We start from the raw sequence: 20,620 nt of genomic DNA on the forward strand, positions 1-20,620 counted from the left end.
CTCCGCCTTGCCTTCATGGGCAGCCCCGAGTTCAGCGTCCCTGCGCTGCGGGCGCTGCACGCGGCGGGGCATGAGGTGGCCGCCGTCTACACCCAGCCGCCGAAGCCCGCCGGGCGCGGCCAGCGCGAAACCCCCTGCCCGGTCCACCGCGCCGCGCTGGAACTGGGCCTGCCCGTCCGCACCCCGGCCCGGCTGCGGCGCGACGCCGCGGAACACGCGGCCTTCGCGGCGCTGGGCCTCGATGTCGCGGTGGTCGCCGCCTATGGCCTGATCCTGCCCAGGCCGATGCTGGACGCACCGCGCCGCGGCTGCCTGAACATCCATGCCTCGCTGCTGCCGCGCTGGCGCGGCGCCGGCCCGATCCAGGCGGCGATCCTGGCCGGCGACGCCGAGACCGGCATCACCATCATGCAGATGGAGGAAGGGCTGGACACCGGCCCGATGCTGCTGGCCGAGGCGAGCCCGATCGGCCCGCGCACCACCACGCCCGAACTCCACGACGCCCTGGCCGGGATCGGCGCCCGGCTGATCCTGCGCGCCCTGGCGGAAAACCCGCCGGCCGTTCCGCAGCCCGAGGCGGGCGTGACCACCGCGCCGAAGCTGGCGAAGGCCGATGGCAGCCTGGACTGGACGCAGGACGCCGTGGCGCTGGACCGCCGCATCCGTGCCCTGACCCCCTGGCCCGGCTGCTTCTTCCAGGCCGGTGCCGAGACCCTCCGGGTGCTCGCCGCCGAACCCGCCGAGGGCAGCGGCCCACCCGGCACCCTGCTGGATGCGCAAACCGTCGCCTGCGGCACCGGCGCACTCCGCCTGCTGCGCCTGCAACGCCCCGGCCGCGCCGCGCAGCCCGCCGCCGAGTTCCTGCGCGGCTTCGCCCTGCCCACCCACCTCGCCTGATGCCCCGCTACGCCCTGCTGCTGGAATTCGACGGCACGAATTTCTGCGGCTGGCAGCGCCAGGGCGCGCTGCTGTCGGTGCAGCAGGTCCTGGAGGAAGCGGCCGCGCCGCTGAACCACGGCATCACGCCCACCGCGACCGGCGCCGGCCGCACCGATGCCGGCGTGCACGCCGAAGGCGCCGTCGCCAATCTCGACCTGGCGCTGGACCTGCCGCCCGAACGCGTGCGCGACGCGCTGAATTTCCGAACCCAGCCCCACCCGGTGGTGGTGCGGGCGGTGGCGCGGGTGGCGCCGGACTGGTCGGCGCGCTTCGATTGCCTCGGCCGCGGCTACCGCTACCGCATCCTCAACCGCCCCGCCCGCCCGGCGCTGGCCGCGGCCAAGGCCTGGCACGTCAAGCGCCCGCTGGACGCGGCGGCGATGCATGCGGCGGCGCAGACCCTGGTCGGCCGCCACGATTTCTCCGCCTACCGCGCCGCCGCCTGCCAGGCCAAGTCCGCGCTGCGGACGCTGGACGTGCTGGACGTGGCACGGTGCGGGGAGGAGGTGGTGATCACCGCCGAAGCCCGCAGCTTCCTGCACCACCAGGTCCGCAACCTGGTCGGCACGCTGGTCGAGGTCGGCCAGGGCCGCCGCCCCGTCCCCTGGCCGCGCCAGGTGCTGGAAGGCCTGGACCGCGCCAGGGCCGGCCAGACGGCCCCCCCGGACGGCCTGACCTTCCGCTTCGCCCGCTATGACCCGGAACCGGCCTGGTCGAGATAGGCAGCGGCTGATCCACGCGCGGGCCTTTGCATTGAAGTCATGGCCAGGCCAGCGCACGTCAAAGTGTGCGAAAGCATATTGACTGAATACTGTATGGAGCGTAACGCTCTACAACCAGAGGTCGTTGAACAACCGCCAGCACCCATCAGGCGCAGGCGATTGTCCCCGGGGTGCAACCCCATCATGACAACCCGAGGTGGCATGGCCCGTGCAAAAGCCGGCCGGCCTCGCCTTCACCCGAACAAGCCCCACAGCCCTGGCACCCGCCATGGCCGCAGACCATCACGGCGCACGCGGTTCGGGGATTCAGTCATCTCTTCGCCGTCTCCGCTCAGGAGACACCCATGGCCATTCTCACGGTCGGTCCGACCTCGACCTATGCCTCCATCGCCGATGCGATGGTCGATGCCCTTGCCGGCGACACCCTCTCGATCGAGGCCGGCTACGGCACCGAAACCGCGACGATTTCCACGAACAACCTGACGGTCGACGGCACCGCGACCTCCACCGGCATCGTCCTGCAGCTCGGCGCCGGCGTCGCGCTGTTCGCCCTGACCGGCGACGCGCCCATCGCCATCCTGGACGGCCCGGACGGCACCGACATCGTCGGCAATGACGGCGACAACGTCATCACCGTCTCCTCCGGTGTCGATGCCGTCAATGGCGGCGCCGGCGTCGACAGGCTGATCGTCGACTACAGCCTCGCAACCGGCGACGTCACCGGCAACTCGACCTCCAACTTCACCGAGGCCGGCGGCGGCGGTCGCTCCGTCGTCATCACCGACGGCACGATCGAGAATTTCACGGTCCTGACCGGCGCTGCCGCGGACACGCTGACCACGGGCGACGGCGATGACATCATCGACGCCGGCGACGGCGCCAACACCGTCACCGCGGGCGAAGGCAACAACACGCTGACCGGCGGCGCCGATGCGGATACCTTCACCGTTGGCGACGGTGACAACCTGATCAATGCCGGCGACGGTGCCAACACGATCATCGCCGGCCAGGGCGTCAACACCATCGTCGCCGGCGACGGGGTCAACACGATCACCGCGCTGGATGGCGGCAACACCATCACCGGCGGCGACGGCACCAACATCATCACATCCGGCGCGGGCGCCGATGTCATCACCGCCGGCAGGGGCCCGATGACCATCGTGGCCGGCAGCGGCTCGGACCTGATCACGGTCAAGGCCCCCCTCGGCGGGACCATCAATGCGGGCGCCGATGATGACCGCCTGGTCCTGGATCTCCGGGATGAGGACACGAGCATGTTCGTCGTCATCGAAGGCGGGACCCTCGCGACGGGCTACAGCGGCTATCTCGGCAATACGGGTCAGGTCTACGTCGAGTTCGTCGGCGTCGAGAACTTCACCTACCTGGGCGGTTTGTCCAACGATAGCGTCATCAGCGGCGACGGCATCGACATCCTGGAAGGCAACGGCGGCAACGACTCCCTGACCAGCGGCGGTGGCAATGACAGCTTCACCGGCGGCGCCGGCAACGATGCGCTGAACGGCGGCGCGGGCATCGATACCGCCTTCTATTCCGGCGCCCGCAGCGACTACACCATCACCTTCGACATCGACGGCAACCCGACGCAGGTCGTCGACAACCGCATCGGCACCCCCGACGGCACCGATACGCTGATCGACATCGAGATGCTCAACTTCGCCATCAACAGCCTGCCCAGCGGCGAGGTGCTCATCAGCGGCTTGCCGACCGAGGACCAGACCCTCACCGCCAGCAATACCCTGGTCGATCCGGACGGCCTGGGCCCGGTCAGCTACCAGTGGCAGTCGGGCGGCACCAACATCGCCGGCGCCACAGGCGAAACGCTGACGCTGGGCCAGGCACAGGTCGGCACCGTCATCACCGTCATCGCCAGCTACACCGATGGCCAGGGTGCCAGCGAGAGCGTTCCGTCCACCGCCACCACCACGGTCCTCAACGTCAACGACCTGCCCATGGGCGTGGTGACCATCATCGGGACCCCGGCGGAAGGCCAGACCCTGACCGCCACGGGGGAGCTGGACGATGAGGACGGGATGGGCGCGATCAGCGCGCAGTGGCGCGCCGACGGCGTCGACATCGCCGGCGCCAACGGCGAAACCTTCACCCTGACCCAGGCGCAGGTCGGGACGGTCATCGACCTGGTCCTCAGCTACACCGATGGCCAGGGCACGCCAGAACAGGTCTTCTCCACCCAGACAGCCGTGGTCGGGAACGTCAACGACGCGCCGACCGGCACGGTGACCATTGCCGGCACACCGACCGAGGACCAGGTGCTCACCGCCAGCAACACCCTGGCCGATGCAGACGGCCTGGGCCCCGTGTCCTACCAGTGGCGGTCGGGCGGCATCGACATCATCGGTGCCACCGGCTCCACCCTCATCCTGGGCCAGGCCCAGGTCGGCACGACCATCACCGTCGTCGCCAGCTACACGGACGGCCAGGGCACCGACGAAAGCCTCGCCTCCATCGCCACCGACCCCGTCGCCAACGTCAACGACCTACCCACCGGCGCGGTCACCATCACCGGCACCCCGGCCGAGGGCGAGATCCTCACCGCCAGCAACGCGCTGGCCGACGAGGACGGCATGGGCACCGTGACCTACCAGTGGCGCGCCGATGGCACCGATATCGCCGGCGCCAACAGCGCCACCTTCACCCTGACGGCGGCGCAGCTCGGCAGCGCCATCACCGTCCTGGCCAGCTACACCGACCAGCAGGGCACGGATGAGGCCGTCGCCTCGCTGCCGACCCCGGTCGCCGCGCCGCCGCCCGTGCCCTTCTTCCAGTTCACCATGACGGAGACCGATGTCGCCGGGCAGACCCAGGCGGTTGCCTATGCCGGCCCCGTCGCCGGCCTGACCTACGCCTTCACCGGCAGCGCGGCGAACGAGGCGGTGTTCGGCACCGCCTCCAACGACTTCATCCACCTCGGCGCCGGCGACGATGCCATCAACGGCGGCGACGGGGACGACGTGCTGGATGGCGGCACCGGGTCCAACTTCCTGACCGGCGGCGCCGGGCGGGACATCTTCTTCCTGGATGGCCGCAACGGCGAGACCACCTGGTCCACCATCACGGACTGGCAGGGCGGGGAGGAACTCGCCTTGTGGGGCTGGGTCAATGGCGTCAGCCAGGCGACCTGGCTGGAGAATGCCGGAACCGAGGGCTACCGCGGCGCGACGCTGCACGCGGACCTCGACAACAACGGCGTGATCGACACCTCCGTCACCTGGGCCGGGCTGACCCAGGCGGACCTGCCGACCCCGTCGCAGCATGATGGCCTGCTCTGGTTCGCCTGAGCCGTCCGACGCCTTCCGCAGGCCAGGCTGGCGCCCTTCCGGGTGCCAGCCTGGCCGCGGGCTTCAGCGCGTGGTGGGCAGGTCCAGCCCGAAACGCGCCGCCAGCTTCTCCAGCGCCTCCGGAATTCCCGGATGCAGCACGACACCCTCCGCCATCGCCGCAGCCTTGCGCGCCATCGCCCGCTCCCCCGGCAGCCGCGGCGCCGGCCAGCCGGGCCGCGGCGGGTTCGTGTGCACGGCCTCCGCCATCCATCCCGTCTCCCGCAGGAAGGCGGCGGTGCCGCCGAAGCGGGCCGGGTCGATCACCATGACCAGCACGGAAGCCCCCCAGCCGGTCGGCGCATCCGCCCGCCCGTGGCCGGCCAGCGCGCTGGTCAGCACCTCCACCAGCAGGCCGAGCGCGAAGCCCTTGTGCCCCGACTCCACCCCGCCGAGCGGCAGCAGCGTGCCGTCCTGCCAGAACACGTTGGGATCGGTGGAGGGCTCCCCCGCCCCGTCCAGCAGCACCGGATGGTCGAATGGCGCACCCTGGGCGCGCTTGCGCGCCGTCATGCCGTTGGTGGTGATGGACATGGACACGTCGATCAGCACCGGCCCGTCCGGCGTCGGCCAGGCGGCGGCCAGCGGGTTCGGCGTATAGACCCGCCGCGTGCCGCCCCAGGGCGCAACGGACCCCGTCGCCGGATCCGAGCAGGTCAGCAGCAGCATCCGCCCCGCCGCCGCCACCGGCGGGCCATAGGCGGCGAGCGCGCCGATATGGTGGCAGCGGCCGATGCTGACCACGCCGATCCCCATCTCCTGCGCGGCCGCCTCGGCCTTGGCGATCGCCTGCCGCACCAGCCACGGCCCCGGCAGCTTGCGGCCGTCCCAGGTCTCGGCGACGGCGGTCACGGCCATCACCTCCGGCGCCCCCTCCGCCCGCATGTCACCGGCGGCCAGGGCATCCAGGTAGGGCGTCAGCAGCGCCAGGCCGTGCGTGTCGTGGCCCATCAGGTCGCCCTCGACCAGCACCTCCGCCACCGCCGCGGCCTTGTCCGCATCCAGGCCCGCGGCCTCGCAGGCGGCGGTGGCGAAGCGCGTCAGCGCCGCCACGTCGTATCGCTTGTCCATGTCCTGCCCTGTCCCCTCAGCCGATCGAAAGCCGCTGCACGAAGCCGGCGATGAACAGGCCCAGCCCCAGATCCAGCACCACCAGCCCCGTCGCCCGCCGGCCCGATATGCCGAGCGCGGCGCGCGCCATGAACCATTCCAGCCACAGCGAGTAGCCCACCACCACCAGCGTCACCACCTGCGCCAGCATCCCCGGCAGCCCGAGCATCAGCAGCACCGCGAGGGCGATCTGCAACAGGTACTGCACCACGCTGATCCAGTTCCACGCCGACAGGAAGCGCGGCCACTGCGCCGCCCGGCCCCAGCCCGCGATCACCGGCAGGCTGACCAGCGCGAACAGCACCCAGCCATAGACATAGCCGGTCAGCTCCGCGAACAGCGGCCGGGCCAGCGCCTCCGGCGGTGCCTCCGTGGTGGACCAGGACAGCAGCCGCAGCGCCACGAAGGCGGGCAGGCAGATCGCCGCGGCCGCGAAGGACCGCAGCGCGCCGGCCGGCGTCGCCTCCATCAGCGCCATCCCTTCCGCCCGCCCACGGCCGAGCAGGAAGGCACCCAGGATGCCGGCCGTGATGGTCAACCGCAGCGGCGGACCCGGCGGGGGATTGGGCGCGGGATCGGGCGGAGGGTCGGGCGGGCCGCTCAGCCGGAAAACTCCTCGATCACCCGCGCATAGAGCCTGGCCAGCGCCCGCAGTTCCTCGACCGGGGTCGATTCATCCGCCTGGTGCATGGTGGCGCCGACCGCGCCGAGTTCCGCCACCGGGCAGTAGCGCGCGATGAACCGCGCATCGGAGGTGCCGCCGCCGGTATCCAGCGCCGCCTCCCGCCCGCATTCCGCCCGCACCGCCCGCTCCAGCGCCGCGACGAAGGGTCCGGGTTGCGTCAGGAACGCCTCGCCCGAGCAGACGACGGCCAGCTCATGCCGCGGCGCCTCCCGCGCCAGCACCTCCCGCAGATGTGCGGTCAGCGAGGCTTCGGTATGCCGGTCGTTGAAGCGGATGTTCAGCCGCGCCGTGGCACTGGCCGGAATCACATTAGTGGCCGTGTTGCCGACATCGAAGCTGGTGACCTGCAGGGTCGAGGGCTCGAAGAACGCGGTACCCCCGTCCAGCGCCTCCGCCGTCAGCGCCCCCAGCACGCGCACCAGGCGGTGCACCGGGTTGTCGGCGCGCTGCGGATAGGCGCTGTGGCCCTGCGTGCCCTGCACCGTGATGGCGGCGTTCAGGCTGCCGCGCCGGCCGACCTTGATGGTGTCGCCCAGCGCCACCTTGCTGGTCGGCTCCCCCACCACGCAGGCATCCGGGATTTCGCCGCGCGCCGCCAGCCACTCCAGCACCCGCACGGTGCCGTCGGTGGCGGGGCCTTCCTCGTCGCCGGTGATCAGCAGGGACAGGCTGCCCGGCCGCCCCGGCTGGCGGGTGAGCACGTCGGCCAGCGCGGCGACCCAGGCGGCGACTCCGCCCTTCATGTCGGTGGCACCGCGGCCGAACAGCAGGCCGTCGCGCACCTCCCCACCGAACGGGTCGACGTTCCAGGCCGCGGCGCCGGGTGGCACCACGTCGGTGTGCCCGGCGAACATCAGATGCGGGCCGCCGGCGCCGCGGCGGGCATACAGGTTCTCCACCTCGCCGAAGCGCAGCCGGTGGCAGGCGAAGCCGAGCGGCGCCAGCGCCGCCTCCAGCACCGCCAGTGCGCCATCATCGGCCGGCGTGACGGACCGGCAGCGGATCAGCGCCTGCGCCAGCGGCACCGGGTCCGGCGTGTCGTTCCTCATCCGGCGGCTTCAGCCATCGGCCCGGCCACGGCGCCATTCCTCCGTCAGCTTGCCGGCAAAGCCCCAATCCTGCTCCGCGATCTCCTGGATGACGATGTGCGTATGCTCCGGCTTCTTGCCGAGCACGCGCACCAGGGTGGCGGTGAACTCGCGCACGATCTCCGCCTTCTGCTCGCGTGTCGCGCCCGCGGTGATCTGCAGGTTGATGTAGGGCATGGCCTTCAGTCCCGCAGCAACTCGTTGATCGAGGTCTTCGACCGCGTCTGCGCATCCACCCGCTTCACGATCACCGCGCAGTACAGGCTCGGCCCCGGCGAGCCATCCGGCAACGGCTTGCCTGGCAGGCTGCCAGGCACCACCACCGAATAGGCCGGCACCCGGCCCATGAAGACCTCGCCCGTCGCCCGGTCGATGATCTTCGTCGAGGCCCCGAGGAACACGCCCATGGACAGCACGCTGCCGCGCTCCACGATCACGCCCTCCGCCACCTCGGACCGGGCGCCGACGAAGCACTCATCCTCGATCACCACCGGGTTGGCCTGCAACGGCTCCAGCACCCCGCCGATCCCGGCACCGCCGGAGATGTGGCAGTTCTTCCCGATCTGCGCGCAGGACCCGATGGTGGCCCAGGTGTCCACCATGGTGCCGGAATCGACATGGGCGCCGAGGTTCACGAAGGACGGCATCAGCACCACGCCCGGCGCGATATAGGCCGACCGCCGCACGATCGCGCCCGGCACGGCGCGGAAGCCGGCTTCCTTGAAGCGGTTCGCACCCCAGTCGGCGAACTTCAGCGGCACCTTGTCATAGGCCCCGGTGCCGACCTCCATCGGCGCGCTGTCGGTCAGCCGGAAGCTCAGCAGCACCGCCTGCTTCAGCCACTGGTTCACCACCCAGGCGCCCTCCGCGCCCGGCTGGGCGACGCGCGCCTGGCCCGAATCCAGCAACTCCAGCGCCGCCTCCACCTGGTCGCGATCGGCGCCCTGGGTCTGCGCGTTCACCTGGTCCCGCCGTTGCCACAGCGCCTCGATACCGGCCTGCAAACGCGTCATGTCCATGGCGGGGGTCGTGTCCTGGTTCTGCCGGGTTGAGACTGTGCTGCCTTGTGCGTGTCCTGCCGCGCCCCGTCAACGACACCCGCCACGCTAACCGTGCCTTCATCGCCGTCCCATAGAATCGCGGCATGGACGGCCACATCCCCCCCGCATCCGCCGCAGCGCCCGGTCCCCCGCAGGCCGGCACCGCGCCGCTTTCCCTGGCCCTGGTCGAAAGCCGCGCGCGCTGGCGCGACTTCGCCCTGCTCGCCGCGGACCTGGTCTTCGAACTGGATGCGGAGGGCCGCTTCGCCTTCCTCGCCCCGGAGGAGGTCCTGGGCCATGCGGCGGAGGCGCTGCTCGGCACGCCGGCCGCGGCGCTGCTGGCCTCCCCCGGCCCCGGTCCCTTCGCCAGCGTCGGCCGCCGGCGCAACGCCAGGGCCCGTCTGCGCCGCGCCGACGGCACCGAGGCCTGCCTCGACTTCTGCCTGATGCCGCAACCCGACGGCACGCTGCGCGGCGTCGCGCGGGATATCACCACGCTGGAACGGCAGGGGGAGGTCGCGGCCCGCGCGCTGCGCCGGGCCAACGCGCTCGGCAGCCTGCTGCGCCTCGCCGCGCGGCAAGGCAGCACGGAGGCGTCGCTGGACGCCATCCTCGCCGCCCTGCCCGCCGCGCTCTCGGCGGAGGGTGCCGCCCTGCTGCTGCCCGAGGACGGCGGCTGGCGGGTCGCCCACACGGTGAATGCCCGCCCGCCGCTGCACGCCCTGCCGCCGCCCGGCATCCCGGCCCCGCCCGGCCTGCACGCCATGGCCGCCGCCGAATCCGGCCCCTGCCTGGTGGTCTGGCGGGCGGCCGGCCAGCCGCCACTGGAGGCCGATGACCGCGACCTGCTGGCGGCCCTCGCGCTGCCGGTCGCGGCGCTGCGCGCCAAGGCCCTGCACGAGCGCGAGCTCACCGATGCCGCGGATGGCGATGCGCTGACCGGCCTGCTGAACCGCCGCGGCTTCACCGACGCCCTGGCCCGCCGGCTCTGGTCCACCTGCCGCCGGCCCGGTGGCGCCCTGGTGTTCCTCGACCTCGATGGCCTGAAGCCGCTGAACGACCGGCTGGGACACGAGGTGGGCGATGCCGCCTTGCGGGCCATGGCCGCCCGGTTGCGCAGCGTCGCCACCGGCCAGGACCTGGTCGGGCGCCTGGGCGGCGACGAGTTCTGCCTCTGGATGGACGGCGTCGATGCCGCCCAGGCCGCCGACCGCATCCGCCATGTCGGCAATCCCGGCCCCCTGCCCGGCATCCCGGAAGCCGGGCCCGCCGCGCTCCGCGCCAGCTTCGGCATCGCCCTGCCGACGCCGGAGGAGGAAGTGGGGGCGCTGCTGTCGCGCGCCGACGCCGCCATGTACGTCGCCAAGCGCGCCAATGCCGGAGAGCGTCGCCGATGACCGACAGCGCCGCCGCCATCCACGTGGCCCGCCACGGCGACGACGAATCCCGCGCCGCCGTCGCCCGCCAGCCCGACATCTCGCCGGAGCTGCTGACCTTCCTGTCCGCCGACCCGGTGGCGGAGGTCCGCCAGGCCGTCGCGGCGCATCCCGGCACCCCAGCCGCCGTCGCGCGCCTGCTGGCCGAGGATGCCAATGCCGAAGTCCGCCGCGTGCTCGCCGCCCGCATCGCCACACTGGCGCCCAGCCTGGACACCAGGGCCCGCACCCGCGTCACCCGGCTCACCGCCGCCACCCTGGCCCTGCTGGTCGAGGACACCGAGGTCGAGGTGCGCGCCGCCATCGCCAATGCGGTGCGGGAAATGCCCGACGCGCCGCGCGAGCTGATCCTGCGCCTGGCGCGCGACGCGGCCATGCCGGTGGCGGAACAGGTCATCCGCCTGTCGCCGATGCTGACCGAGCAGGACCTGCTGGAGCTCATCGCCGACCCGCCCGCCCCGGCCACCCGCCGCGCCGTCGCCCGCCGCCCGGCACTGACCGAGCCGGTCACCGAGGCGATTGCCGCAACGGCCGACACGCCGGCCATCGCCGCCCTGCTGGCCAACCCCTCCGCCGCAATCCGGGAGGCGACGCTGGACCACCTGGTGGCCGGCGCCGGCCAGCACACCAGCTGGCAGGCCGCATTGGTGCGCCGTCCCCGGCTTCCGGCCAATGCCGCCCGCCTCCTGGGCGAGATGGTCGCCTCGCACCTGCTCGGCGTGCTGGCGGCCCGCAGCGACCTGCCGGCGGAACTGACGCAGAGGCTGCGCGACCAGGTCGCGGCGCGCCTGGCGGCGGAGCAGGCGGATGCCGATGGCGAGGCGGAGCTGTTCTACGCCGCCCGCACCGGCGACCGCGACCTGCTGCTGCAACGCCTGGCGGAGGCCGCCGGCGCCACCGAGGCGCGGGTGGAAGCCGCCCTCGCGCTCCGCAGCGGCCGCGCCATCGCCGGGCTGTGCCACAGCGCCGGCTGGTCGGCGCCCCTGGCGGCGGAGGTCCAGACGGTCCTCGGCGGCCTCAGCCCGCCCGAGGTCGTGCGGCCGACCCCGGAAGGCCGCTGGTCGCTGGGCGAGGCGGAACTGCTGTGGCAGGCGGAACTGCTGGAAGGCCTGCCCGCCTGACGCGCGCGCGCCCTAGGGCCGTTTCACCTGCGCCATGCACAGGTGAAACGGCCCTAGCTGTTGATTTGGCGCATTTTCCGAGCCGTCAGGCGTATCCGCCTGACTTGAAAATGCTTTAGGGCCGGATCAGCGTGCCGGCGCCCTGCCCGGTGAACAGCTCCAGCAGCACGGCGTGCGGCACCCGGCCATCGACGATGACCGCCCCCTTCACGCCGCGCTCCACCGCGTAGATGCAGGTCTCGACCTTCGGGATCATGCCGCCGGAAATCCAGCCCGCCTCGATCCCGGCGCGCACCTCCGCCACCGTCATCTCCGGGATCAGCGTGCCGTCCATGCCCAGCACGCCACGCACATCGGTCAGCATCAGCAGCCGTTCCGCGCCCAATGCGCCGGCGATCGCCCCCGCCACCGTATCCGCGTTGATGTTGTAGGTCTGGCCATCCGCCCCGACGCCGACCGGCGCCACCACCGGCACGATATCCGCGCCGATCAGCAGTTGCAGCACGCGCGGGTCGACATGCTCCGGCTCGCCCACGAAGCCGAGGTCGAGCACCTTCTCGATGTGGCTGTCCGGGTCGCGGTAGGTGCGGGTCAGCTTCCGCGCCTGGATCAGCCCGCCATCCTTGCCCGAGATGCCCACCGCGATGGCGCCGGCGCGGGTGATGGCGCTGGCCACCTGCTTGTTCACCGGACCGGCGAGGACCATCTCGACCACGTCGAGCATTTCCTCATCCGTCACGCGCAGGCCCTGCACGAAGTTGGACTTCACGCCAAGCCGCTTGAGCATGGCGTTGATCTGCGGCCCGCCGCCATGGACCACCACCGGGTTGACGCCAACCTGTTCGAGCAGCGCGATGTCGCGCCCGAAGCGCAGCGCCGTCTCCTCCTCCCCCATGGCGTGGCCGCCATACTTCACCACCACGATCTGGTCGTCGTAGCGCTTCAGGAAGGGCAGCGCCCCGGCGAGGATCGCCATCTGGTCGAGCGCGTCGTCGGTCATCGGCAAAAGTCCCCGTGCCACGGGCCTTCCGCCGCGGGCGGCGCGGTTTGGGGCCAGTCGCGGAACGGGTCAAGTGCGCGGGCGATGACGCCGCCCGCGCCGCGCAGCTTCAGCGCGCCTCGATGCCGCGACGCGTCGCCACGATCTCCGACGCCTCGCAGATGTTCACCCGCATCACCTCGGCATTCTCGCCATTCGCCCAGACCACCTTGAAGTCATAGGCGCCACCACGCCCGCCCGGCGTATAGGTCACCGACCGGCCCGGCGGCAGCACATTCTCGCCGAGGCGGTCACGGCCCCAGTTTTCGCGGAGGGACCGAAATAGAATTCGTTCACCTGCTGGCCGGAGTCGTTGCGGAGCGTGAAGCGCGTGTCGCACTGCGCGGCGGCGGGCGCGATGGCCGCCCCGAGGAGAAGGGCGGAAAATGCGGCGGTCAGGGCAAGGCGGCGGAACATGGACGTATCCTCGTGGGACCGGCGGCACCGCGGGTTGCGATGCGCCGGTTGCATTCTGCGCCACGGGATTTAACTTTATATTACGTCGGCGGTAAGGCCAGCGCCGCAAGCTCCGCGCGCAGTTCCGGGATTCCCTGCCCGGACTCGCTGCTGGTGATCAGGATCAGCGGGTGCGCCGCCGTCCGCTTCTTCACGATCTCCTCGACCTCCGCGATCCGCTTGTCGAGCTGCGCCGGCTTCACGTCATCCGCCTTGGTGATCACCAGCTGGAAGGCGACGGCGGCATCCGACAGCAAATCGATCGCGGCGCGGTCGGCGGGCTTCGTCTCCACCCGCGCATCCATCAGCAGCAGCACCCGGCGCAGCGTCGTCCGGCCGCGCAGGAAGTCGAACATCAGCCCCTGCCAATCCTCCTTCAGCAGCTTGGAGGCCTTGGCGTAGCCGTAGCCCGGCATGTCCACCAACGTCAGCCGGCCCTCGTCGCAGGCGAAGAAGTTGAGCTGGCGCGTGCGCCCCGGCGTGACGGACACCCGCGCCAGCGCCTTCTGCCCGGTCAGCGCATTCAGAAGGGAGGATTTGCCGACATTGGACCGCCCGCAGAACGCCACCTCCGGCCCCTTCGCCTCGGGCAACTGCGTGATGGCCTGGGAGGCGTAGAAGAACTCGCAGGGCCGCGCGAACAGCAGCCGCCCGGCCTCGAGCAGCGCCGCGCGCTCCTCCTCCGTCGTCGCCTCGGCAAGCCCGCCGGCCGGGAGCGAGGGGGGAGGCAGGCTCACCCCTTCTTGCCCTTGGGCGCCGCGACCTTGGCGACCGCGGCCGGCTTCGGCGGCGGCGGCGCGGCCGGCGTGCGGGCCTGGCGCTTCTTGTCCATCTGCATGATCCAGTACTGCTGCGCGATGGAAAGCAGGTTGTTCCAGGTCCAGTAGATCACCAGGCCGGCCGGGAAGCTGGCCAGCATGAAGGTGAAGATCAGCGGCATCCAGGCGAAGATCTTGGCCTGGATCGGGTCCGGCGGCGTCGGGTTCAGCTTGAACTGCAGCCACATCGTGATGCCCATCGCGATGGCCCAGGCCGGCATGTGCAGGAAGCTGGACAGCTGCATCGGGTCGTAGGGCAGCAGGCCGAACAGGTTGAACAGGTTCGTCGGGTCCGGTGCGGACAGGTCGCGGATCCAGCCGAAGAACGGCGCGTGCCGCATCTCGATGGTGACGAACAGCACCTTGTACAGCGCGAAGAACACCGGGATCTGCAACAGGATGGGCAGGCAGCCGGAGGCCGGGTTGACCTTCTCCGACCGGTACAGCGCCATCATCTCGGCCTGAGCCTTGGCCGGGTCGTCCTTGTAGCGCTCCCGCACCTCCGTCATCTTCGGCGCCAGCACCTTCATGCGGGCCATGGAGATGTAGGCCTTGTTGGCCAGCGGGAAGAACGCCGCCTTCAGCGCCAGGGTGAAGATCAGGATGGCGACGCCGAAATTGCCGAAGATCTGGAACAGCCAGTCGATCGCGTAGAAGAACGGCTTGGTGATCCAGTAGAACCAGCCGAAGTCGATCGCCTTGTCGAAATCGACAATGCCGAGGTTGTCCCGGTAGGCATCGAGCAGTCGCACTTCCTTGGCACCCGCGAACAGCCGCGTCGCCAGCCCGGCCTCCGCACCCGGCGCCACGGCCTGCGGCGCGGGCGGCGCCATGTCGATCTGCCAGCGATCCTGCCCACCCTCGGCGGAATGCCGATAGGCGGCCCGCACCGCGGTCGCCTGGTCCACCGGGGTCAGTGCCGTCAGCCAGTACTTGTCGGTGAAGCCGACCCAGCCGCCGGTGCTCTCCTGCTCGAAGGCCGGGCCGCGGCGGCGCTGCGCCTCCTCCTTCGCATCCGAATAGGTCCATTCGGACAGGCGGCCGTTCAGCACGCCGGTGAAGCCTTCATGCAGGATGAAGAAGCCGGCGGTCTGCGGCGTGCGTTCGCGGCGCACCCGCGCCCAGGGCAGCACCTGCACCGGCTCCGCGCCGGTGTTGCGCACGGTCTGGCGCGCCGTCAGCATGAAATCCTGGTCGACCTCGAGCTGGATGCGGAATTCCTGGCCCTGGCCATTGTCCCAGCGCAGCGTCACCGGCGCGCCCGGCGCCAGCGCGGTGCCGTCCGCGGTCCAGTCGGTATCCGGCCCCGGCACCACCGTGCGGCCATCCGCCGCGGTCCAGCCCCACTGCGCGAAATACGGGTTGGCATCGCTGCGCGGCGCCAGCAGGCGCACCAGCGCACTGCCCGGCTGCACCGTCTCCCGGTAGCCACGCAGGATGGCATCGTCCAGCCGCGCGCCGCGCAGGCTGATGCTGCCCTGCAGGGCCGGATTCTCCAGCCCGACCCGCTGTTCCGGCGGCAGGCCCGGCGTCGGCGCCGCCGCACTGGCCGCGCCACCCGGGAGGGCCAGCGGCGCGCCACCGCTCGGCATCGGCACCGGCACGGCGGCATCCGGCGCGGCCGCGCCGGTTGCCGGCACCTGCTGGGCCGCGATCTCGGCCTGGCGGCGCTGCTCCGCCTCCCGCGTCGGGCGGTTCCACAGGTCGAACAGCAGCAGGATGCCGACCGAGAGGGCGATGGCGGCGAGGAGACGCTTCTGGTCCATGACGGCCTGATTCAGCCTTTCGTCGGGCGCGGTTCGGCAAGCGGCGCCGATGCGGGGACGTTCTGGGTAAGTGGCGGAACCGGGTCATAGCCACCCGGGTGCCACGGGTTGCAGCGCAATACACGGCGAGCGGTCAACCATCCACCGCGCATCGCGCCATGGGTGGCCACCGCTTCCAGCCCGTACTCGCTGCAATGCGGATAGAATCGGCAGTTGCAGCCGATGAACGGCCGCAGGGTGAGCTGGTAGGTGCGAATCGCCCCACGCAGCAGGTGCTGCTGCGGCGTCATGGCTCGCGGTCCGGGACGGGAACCCCGCCCTGCTTCAACGCGCCGCGCAGGTCGCCGAGCAACTGGCGGAATTCGCGCTTCGCCGTACCATCGCGGCCGATCATCACCAAGTCGAAGCCCGGTGGCGCGTCCTGCCCCAACAGCAGACGCGCCGCTTCCCGCAGACGCCGCTTGGTGCGGTTGCGGATCACGGCGTTGCCGACCTTCTTGGTAACCGTGAACCCGACGCGCAGCGGCGCACCGGTGTCCCTCAACACCTGAAGCACGAGTCCAGGGCGCGCCGCACGCTGGCCGCGCGCGGCCACGAGCTTGAACTCGCGCCGAAGCTTCAACCGTGGCGGGCGCGCCGGCATGGCACAGCTCAGGCCCGCCCGGCGCTCAGGCCGAGAGCTTCTTGCGGCCCTTGGACCGGCGATTGGCCAGGATCCGGCGCCCGCCGACGGTCTCGGTGCGGGCACGAAAGCCGTGGCGGCGCTTCCGGACGAGCTTCGAGGGCTGATAAGTACGCTTCACGACACACTCCCGTGGGCTCCGGTTCCAGGCGGGTCAGGGGAAACCCCTGTCCGCCGATGCCCGGCTGGTATCTAAAGGAAACGCCGGCGGCCGCCCAGGATCGAACCTGGACCGCCCCGGCAAGGCCCGGACGTATAGGGAGACGCCACCCCTGCCGTCAACCGCGGGGATGAGGCACAAGGCGCGGATTGGCAGAGTGGGGACGACAGGATGCCCGATTTCGACGTCGTGGTGATCGGGGCCGGGGCGGCCGGCCTCTCCACCGCCGCGATATCCGCAGGCCTCGGCCTGAAGGTGGCACTGGTGGAGCGTGGCGTCATGGGTGGCGACTGCCTGAATTACGGCTGCGTCCCCTCCAAGGCCCTGCTCGCCGCCGCCCACGCTGCCGCCAGCGCCCGTCGCGCCGGCCGATTCGGCATCCGCCTGCCGGAGCCGGAGATCGACTGGCAGGCGCTGCGCGCCCATATCCGCGGCGCCATCGACGCCATCGCCCCCATCGATTCGGAGGCCCGCTTCCGCGGCATGGGGGTCGAGGTCATCCGCGCCCCCGCGCATTTCGTGGCCCCCGACACGGTGGAGGCCGCCGGCCGCCGCCTGACCTTCCGCCGCTGCGTGATCGCCGCCGGCAGCCAGGCCATCGTCCCCGACATCCCGGGACTTGGCCCGGTGCCGTGGCTGACCAACGAGACGATCTTCGAGCTGGAGGACCCGCCGGGACACCTCATCATCCTCGGCGGCGGCCCGATCGGGCTGGAGATGGCGCAGGCCCACGCCCGCCTCGGCTGCCTCGTCACCGTGATCGAGGCCGGCCGCATCGCCGGCCGCGACGACCCGGAACTGGCCGATGGCCTGCGCCGCGCCCTGACCCGCGATGGCGTGACGCTGCTGGAAGGCGCCAGGCTCGCCCGCGTCGTCTCCGCCCGCGCCGAGGATGGCGGCCCCGGCCTGACGGCGGTGCTGGAGGATGGGCGCGAGATCGGCGGCACCCACCTGCTGCTGGCCGTCGGCCGCGCGCCGCGCCTGGCGGGACTCGACCTCCAGGCCGGCCAGGTGCAGGCGACGAAGGCGGGCATCGCGACCGATGCGGGGCTGCGCTCGCTCACCAATCGCCGCGTCTTCGCGGTGGGCGACATCGCCGACCCGCGGGGCATCGGCCCGCGCGCCTTCACCCACGTCGCCTCCCAGCATGCCGGCATCCTGGCGCGCCGCATGCTGTTCCGCCTTCCGGCCAGGGTGGACTACGCCGCCCTGCCCCGCGTCACCTACACCGACCCCGAACTCGCCCAGATCGGCCTGACCGAGGCCGAGGCGCGCGACGCCGGCCACGAGGTCAACATCCTGCGCTTCCCCGTCGCCGAGACCGACCGCGCGGTGGCGGAGGGCATTGGGGAAGGCCTGGTGAAGCTGGTGGTGACGCCGAAGGGCCGCCTGCTCGGCGCCGGTATCCTGGCCCCCCATGCCGGGGAAATGGCCGGCACCTTCGCCCTGATGATCGGCCGCAAGCTGCCGCTCTCCGCCCTCGCCGGCCTGGTGCTGCCCTACCCCACCCTGGCGGAGGCGGCGAAACGGGCGGCGGGCGATTTCTACGCCCCGAGATTGCTCTCCCCGGCCGTGAAGCGCGTTGTCGGCTTGCTCAAGCGCCTGCCGTAGGCGACCTTTGCTGCAATGCAGAAGGATTTTCGCATGACAAGCACGCGGAAGCTGGAGGGCCGGGTGGCCCTGGTCACCGGCTCGACCTCCGGCATCGGCCTCGCCATCGCCCTCGGCTTCGCCGAGGCCGGCGCCAAGGTGATGCTGAACGGCTTCGGCAGCGCCGCCGAGATCGCCGCAGCGCGCCAGAAGGTCGGCGCCGCCATGGGCGTGGCGGAGGCGCCCTATTCGCCAGCCGACATGTCGAAGCCCGAGGATGTGCGCGGCATGGTCAAGGCCTGCGAATCCGAGCTCGGCGCCTGCGACATCCTGGTGAACAACGCCGGCATCCAGTTCGTCTCCCCGGTCGAGGACTTCCCCGAGGACAAGTTCGACCGGATCATCGCCATCAACTTCACCTCCAACTTCCACGCCATCAAGGCGGCGCTGCCGGGGATGAAGGCGCGGGGCTTCGGGCGCATCGTCAACGTCGCCTCGGCACACGGCCTGGTCGCCAGCCCCTACAAGACGGCCTACGTTTCGGCCAAGCACGCCGTCGTCGGCCTGACCAAGTCGGTGGCGCTCGAAGTCGCGCAGGGCCCCGTCACCTGCAACGCCATCTGCCCCGGCTTCGTCCGCACCCCGCTGGCGGAGGCGCAGGTCAAGCCGCTCGCCGAGAAGCACGGCGTCTCCGAGGACAAGGCGCTGACCGACTTCCTGCTGGAACGTCAGCCGACCAAGCGTTGGGTCGAGGTCGAGGAAGTCGCCGAGATGGCGCTGTTCCTGTGCGGCCCGAACAGCGGCAGCATCAACGGCACCGCCATGTCCATCGACGGCGGCTGGACGGCGCAATGAGGCCAGCCATAAGCCCTCTCCCCCTTGGGGGAGAGGGTTAAGTGAGGGGGTCCGCGCAACCCAGGTATCGCCTGAGCCCCTGCCGCGCACCCTCCCCGCAAGCCCCCCCTCACCCAACCCTCTCCCCCCAGCGGGTGGAGAGGACTAGCCCGCAAGGCGCGAACCCCGCCCCATGATCGAGAACGAGTTCCGCTCGGAAGCCGCCGACACCCTCGGGGCCGCCGGCGCCGCGCCCGGCCCCCTGCCCCGCCCCGCCCGCAACGCGCCGACCACGCGCCGCATCAACCTGGCGCTGCAGGGCGGCGGCACCCACGGCGCCTTCACCTGGGGCGTCCTGGAACGCCTGCTCGAAGACGAACGCCTGGAGTTCGAGGCCGTCTCCGGCACCTCCGCCGGCGCCATGAACGCCGCCATCTTCGTCCAGGGCCTGTGCGACGGCGGCCGCGACGGCGCGCGGCGGGCGCTCGACCGCTTCTGGCGCAACGCCGCCGGCCGCATGGCGAACAGCCCCCTGCAGAACACCCCGCTGGAGAAGGCGATCTGGGGCCACGACCTGACCTGGTCCTTCGCCTACCAGGCCTTCGAGACGCTGACCCGCGTCATGTCGCCCTACCAGCTCAACCCCACGCCCTACGAGTTCAACCCGCTGCGCCAGGTGCTGGACGAGGAGATCAAGCCGGACATCCTGCGCCATGGGCAGGGGCCGAAGCTGTTCATCTCCGCCACCTCCGTCCGAACCGGCAAGCCGCGGGTCTTCGCGCGCAACGAGGTGACGGTGGATGTGCTGCTCGCCTCCGCCTGCCTGCCGCAATTCTTCAAGGCGGTGGAGATCGACGGCGAGCCGTTCTGGGATGGCGGCTACCTCGGCAACCCGGCGCTGTGGCCGCTGTACGAACAGGGCGGGCCACCGGACATCGTGCTGGTCCAGCTCAACCCCATCGTCCGCGACGAACTGCCGACGCGGCCGACCGAGATCGTCAACCGCCTGAACGAGATCAGCTTCAACGCCTCCCTGATGGCGGAAATGCGCGCCATCGACTTCGTGCAGCGCCTTCTGGAAGCCGGCCGCCTGGAACAGCCGCGCTACCGCCGCCTGTTCATCCACTGCATCGAGGACGAGGCACGGATGCGCGACTTCAAGCTCAGCACCAAGCTGAACGGCGATTGGGACTTCCTGATGACGCTGAAGCGCTACGGGCGGGAGGCGGCGGAGGGCTGGCTCGACACCCATTTCGACAAGCTGGGCCGCGAGAGCAGCGTCGATATCCGGGAACGCTTCCTTTAGCCGCAACACAACCTATTGGCGAGTACCGCCAAGGCATGATAGTTGCCGTACCGACCCGATACGACTGAGGATCCGATGCCAACCCTGCCTGACGGCCCCGTCCTGGATGCCCGGGCCGCCTGGCTCGTCGGCCTCCGCGCCGGCACGGCCCGGCCGGCCGGCAACGACAATGGCGGCGCACCCTCCGGCACCTACCACTGGCGCCGCGGCGATGGCGACGACACGGTGATCGGCGGCGGCGGCGGCGACCGGCTGCGACTGTGGAACACCCTGCTGACCCTGCCCGACCTGCTGCGCACGATCCGCGTCGATCCCGGCCTGCCGCGCCCGGTGCTGACCACATGCGGCGGCATCGACCTGCGCGGCGTCACCGGCCGCATCGTGCTGGGGCGGGAGACCGTCACCTTCCACGGCCTGGACGAGTTGGTCCTCGGCAACGTCATCCTCCCCGACTGAAGTCGGCGCACATCGC

General features: G+C 71.4%; 22 protein-coding genes. 9 read left to right on the forward strand and 13 right to left on the reverse strand.

The annotated features are described in order from the left end of the window. Positions 1–15 precede the first annotated feature (15 nt). The 3 genes from fmt (at position 16) to ACFHPP_RS14695 (ending at position 4,978) form a co-directional block, all read left to right on the forward strand. The gene (gene fmt / locus ACFHPP_RS14685) at positions 16–897 is read left to right on the forward strand and encodes a methionyl-tRNA formyltransferase (RefSeq protein WP_437164151.1); all 882 of its coding nucleotides are present in this window, start codon (positions 16–18) and stop codon (positions 895–897) included. Next, positions 897–1,661 carry a tRNA pseudouridine(38-40) synthase TruA gene (gene truA, locus ACFHPP_RS14690; RefSeq protein ID WP_437163996.1) on the forward strand — a complete coding sequence of 255 codons (765 nt, stop codon included), beginning with the start codon at positions 897–899 and terminating at the stop codon, positions 1,659–1,661. Before fmt ends, truA begins: the two co-directional genes overlap by 1 nt. 344 nt (positions 1,662–2,005) lie before the next feature. Continuing rightward, on the forward strand, positions 2,006–4,978 hold the full coding sequence (locus ACFHPP_RS14695; protein WP_437163997.1) for a beta strand repeat-containing protein: 2,973 nt from the start codon (positions 2,006–2,008) through the stop codon (positions 4,976–4,978). Positions 4,979–5,041: 63 nt separating this feature from the next. On the opposite strand, the gene ACFHPP_RS14700 is transcribed toward ACFHPP_RS14695, so the two are convergent. From ACFHPP_RS14700 to dapD, 5 genes are all read right to left on the reverse strand, one after another. Further along, positions 5,042–6,088: an Ldh family oxidoreductase gene (locus ACFHPP_RS14700; protein ID WP_437163998.1), complete on the reverse strand. Its 1,047-nt coding sequence runs from the start codon at positions 6,086–6,088 to the stop codon at positions 5,042–5,044. 16 nt (positions 6,089–6,104) lie between these two features. Next, positions 6,105–6,665: a hypothetical protein gene (locus ACFHPP_RS14705; RefSeq protein ID WP_437163999.1), complete on the reverse strand. Its 561-nt coding sequence runs from the start codon at positions 6,663–6,665 to the stop codon at positions 6,105–6,107. Positions 6,666–6,727: 62 nt separating this feature from the next. Next, positions 6,728–7,861 (reverse strand): succinyl-diaminopimelate desuccinylase, encoded by a 1,134-nt coding sequence (gene dapE, locus ACFHPP_RS14710; RefSeq protein ID WP_437164000.1) that lies wholly within the window; start codon positions 7,859–7,861, stop codon positions 6,728–6,730. Between the two features lie 9 nt (positions 7,862–7,870). Continuing rightward, positions 7,871–8,077: a tautomerase family protein gene (locus ACFHPP_RS14715; protein ID WP_437164001.1), complete on the reverse strand. Its 207-nt coding sequence runs from the start codon at positions 8,075–8,077 to the stop codon at positions 7,871–7,873. A 5-nt stretch (positions 8,078–8,082) separates the two neighbouring features. After that, positions 8,083–8,919, reverse strand: coding sequence for a 2,3,4,5-tetrahydropyridine-2,6-dicarboxylate N-succinyltransferase (gene dapD, locus ACFHPP_RS14720; protein ID WP_437164002.1), 837 nt, complete (start codon positions 8,917–8,919; stop codon positions 8,083–8,085). 125 nt (positions 8,920–9,044) lie between these two features. Here dapD and ACFHPP_RS14725 point away from each other — a divergent pair, with 125 nt between their 5' ends. Both ACFHPP_RS14725 and ACFHPP_RS14730 read left to right on the forward strand, forming a co-directional pair. After that, positions 9,045–10,337: a diguanylate cyclase domain-containing protein gene (locus ACFHPP_RS14725; RefSeq protein ID WP_437164003.1), complete on the forward strand. Its 1,293-nt coding sequence runs from the start codon at positions 9,045–9,047 to the stop codon at positions 10,335–10,337. Next, positions 10,334–11,497, forward strand: coding sequence for a DUF2336 domain-containing protein (locus ACFHPP_RS14730; RefSeq protein ID WP_437164004.1), 1,164 nt, complete (start codon positions 10,334–10,336; stop codon positions 11,495–11,497). The genes ACFHPP_RS14725 and ACFHPP_RS14730 overlap by 4 nt, the downstream gene beginning before the upstream one ends. A 115-nt stretch (positions 11,498–11,612) precedes the next feature. Here the strand turns inward: ACFHPP_RS14730 and argB are convergent, their stop codons facing one another. From argB to rpmH, 8 genes are all read right to left on the reverse strand, one after another. Beyond that, entirely contained in the window at positions 11,613–12,497 is an 885-nt protein-coding gene (gene argB, locus ACFHPP_RS14735; RefSeq protein ID WP_437164005.1) for an acetylglutamate kinase, read from the reverse strand. Positions 12,498–12,606: 109 nt separating this feature from the next. Further along, the gene (locus ACFHPP_RS14740; RefSeq protein WP_437164006.1) at positions 12,607–12,750 is read right to left on the reverse strand and encodes a hypothetical protein; all 144 of its coding nucleotides are present in this window, start codon (positions 12,748–12,750) and stop codon (positions 12,607–12,609) included. Then, the gene (locus ACFHPP_RS14745; RefSeq protein ID WP_437164007.1) at positions 12,747–12,953 is read right to left on the reverse strand and encodes a hypothetical protein; all 207 of its coding nucleotides are present in this window, start codon (positions 12,951–12,953) and stop codon (positions 12,747–12,749) included. The genes ACFHPP_RS14740 and ACFHPP_RS14745 overlap by 4 nt, the downstream gene beginning before the upstream one ends. 80 nt (positions 12,954–13,033) lie before the next feature. Then, a complete protein-coding gene (gene yihA, locus ACFHPP_RS14750; protein WP_437164152.1) occupies positions 13,034–13,657 on the reverse strand; it encodes a ribosome biogenesis GTP-binding protein YihA/YsxC in 624 nt (207 codons plus the stop codon). A 68-nt stretch (positions 13,658–13,725) separates the two neighbouring features. After that, on the reverse strand, positions 13,726–15,576 hold the full coding sequence (gene yidC, locus ACFHPP_RS14755) for a membrane protein insertase YidC (protein ID WP_437164008.1): 1,851 nt from the start codon (positions 15,574–15,576) through the stop codon (positions 13,726–13,728). An 11-nt stretch (positions 15,577–15,587) separates the two neighbouring features. Beyond that, positions 15,588–15,866 carry a membrane protein insertion efficiency factor YidD gene (gene yidD, locus ACFHPP_RS14760; RefSeq protein WP_437164009.1) on the reverse strand — a complete coding sequence of 93 codons (279 nt, stop codon included), beginning with the start codon at positions 15,864–15,866 and terminating at the stop codon, positions 15,588–15,590. Beyond that, positions 15,863–16,219: a ribonuclease P protein component gene (rnpA, locus tag ACFHPP_RS14765; RefSeq protein ID WP_437164010.1), complete on the reverse strand. Its 357-nt coding sequence runs from the start codon at positions 16,217–16,219 to the stop codon at positions 15,863–15,865. Before rnpA ends, yidD begins: the two co-directional genes overlap by 4 nt. Before the next feature lie 25 nt (positions 16,220–16,244). Beyond that, entirely contained in the window at positions 16,245–16,379 is a 135-nt protein-coding gene (gene rpmH / locus ACFHPP_RS14770) for a 50S ribosomal protein L34 (protein ID WP_083813583.1), read from the reverse strand. Positions 16,380–16,589: 210 nt separating this feature from the next. Between rpmH and ACFHPP_RS14775 the strand changes: the two genes are divergently transcribed. The 4 genes from ACFHPP_RS14775 to ACFHPP_RS14790 all read left to right on the forward strand — a co-directional run bounded on the left by ACFHPP_RS14775 (position 16,590) and on the right by ACFHPP_RS14790 (position 20,604). Then, a complete protein-coding gene (locus ACFHPP_RS14775; RefSeq protein WP_437164011.1) occupies positions 16,590–18,029 on the forward strand; it encodes a dihydrolipoyl dehydrogenase family protein in 1,440 nt (479 codons plus the stop codon). Between the two features lie 33 nt (positions 18,030–18,062). Then, a complete protein-coding gene (locus tag ACFHPP_RS14780; RefSeq protein ID WP_437164012.1) occupies positions 18,063–18,863 on the forward strand; it encodes a 3-hydroxybutyrate dehydrogenase in 801 nt (266 codons plus the stop codon). A gap of 172 nt (positions 18,864–19,035) precedes the next feature. After that, entirely contained in the window at positions 19,036–20,148 is a 1,113-nt protein-coding gene (locus tag ACFHPP_RS14785) for a patatin-like phospholipase family protein (protein ID WP_437164013.1), read from the forward strand. A 75-nt stretch (positions 20,149–20,223) separates the two neighbouring features. After that, positions 20,224–20,604 (forward strand): hypothetical protein, encoded by a 381-nt coding sequence (locus ACFHPP_RS14790; protein WP_437164014.1) that lies wholly within the window; start codon positions 20,224–20,226, stop codon positions 20,602–20,604. Positions 20,605–20,620 lie beyond the last annotated feature (16 nt).

The organism is Falsiroseomonas sp. E2-1-a20 (assembly GCF_051433195.1).
In the GTDB taxonomy this organism is placed as follows: Bacteria; Pseudomonadota; Alphaproteobacteria; order Acetobacterales; family Acetobacteraceae; genus Falsiroseomonas.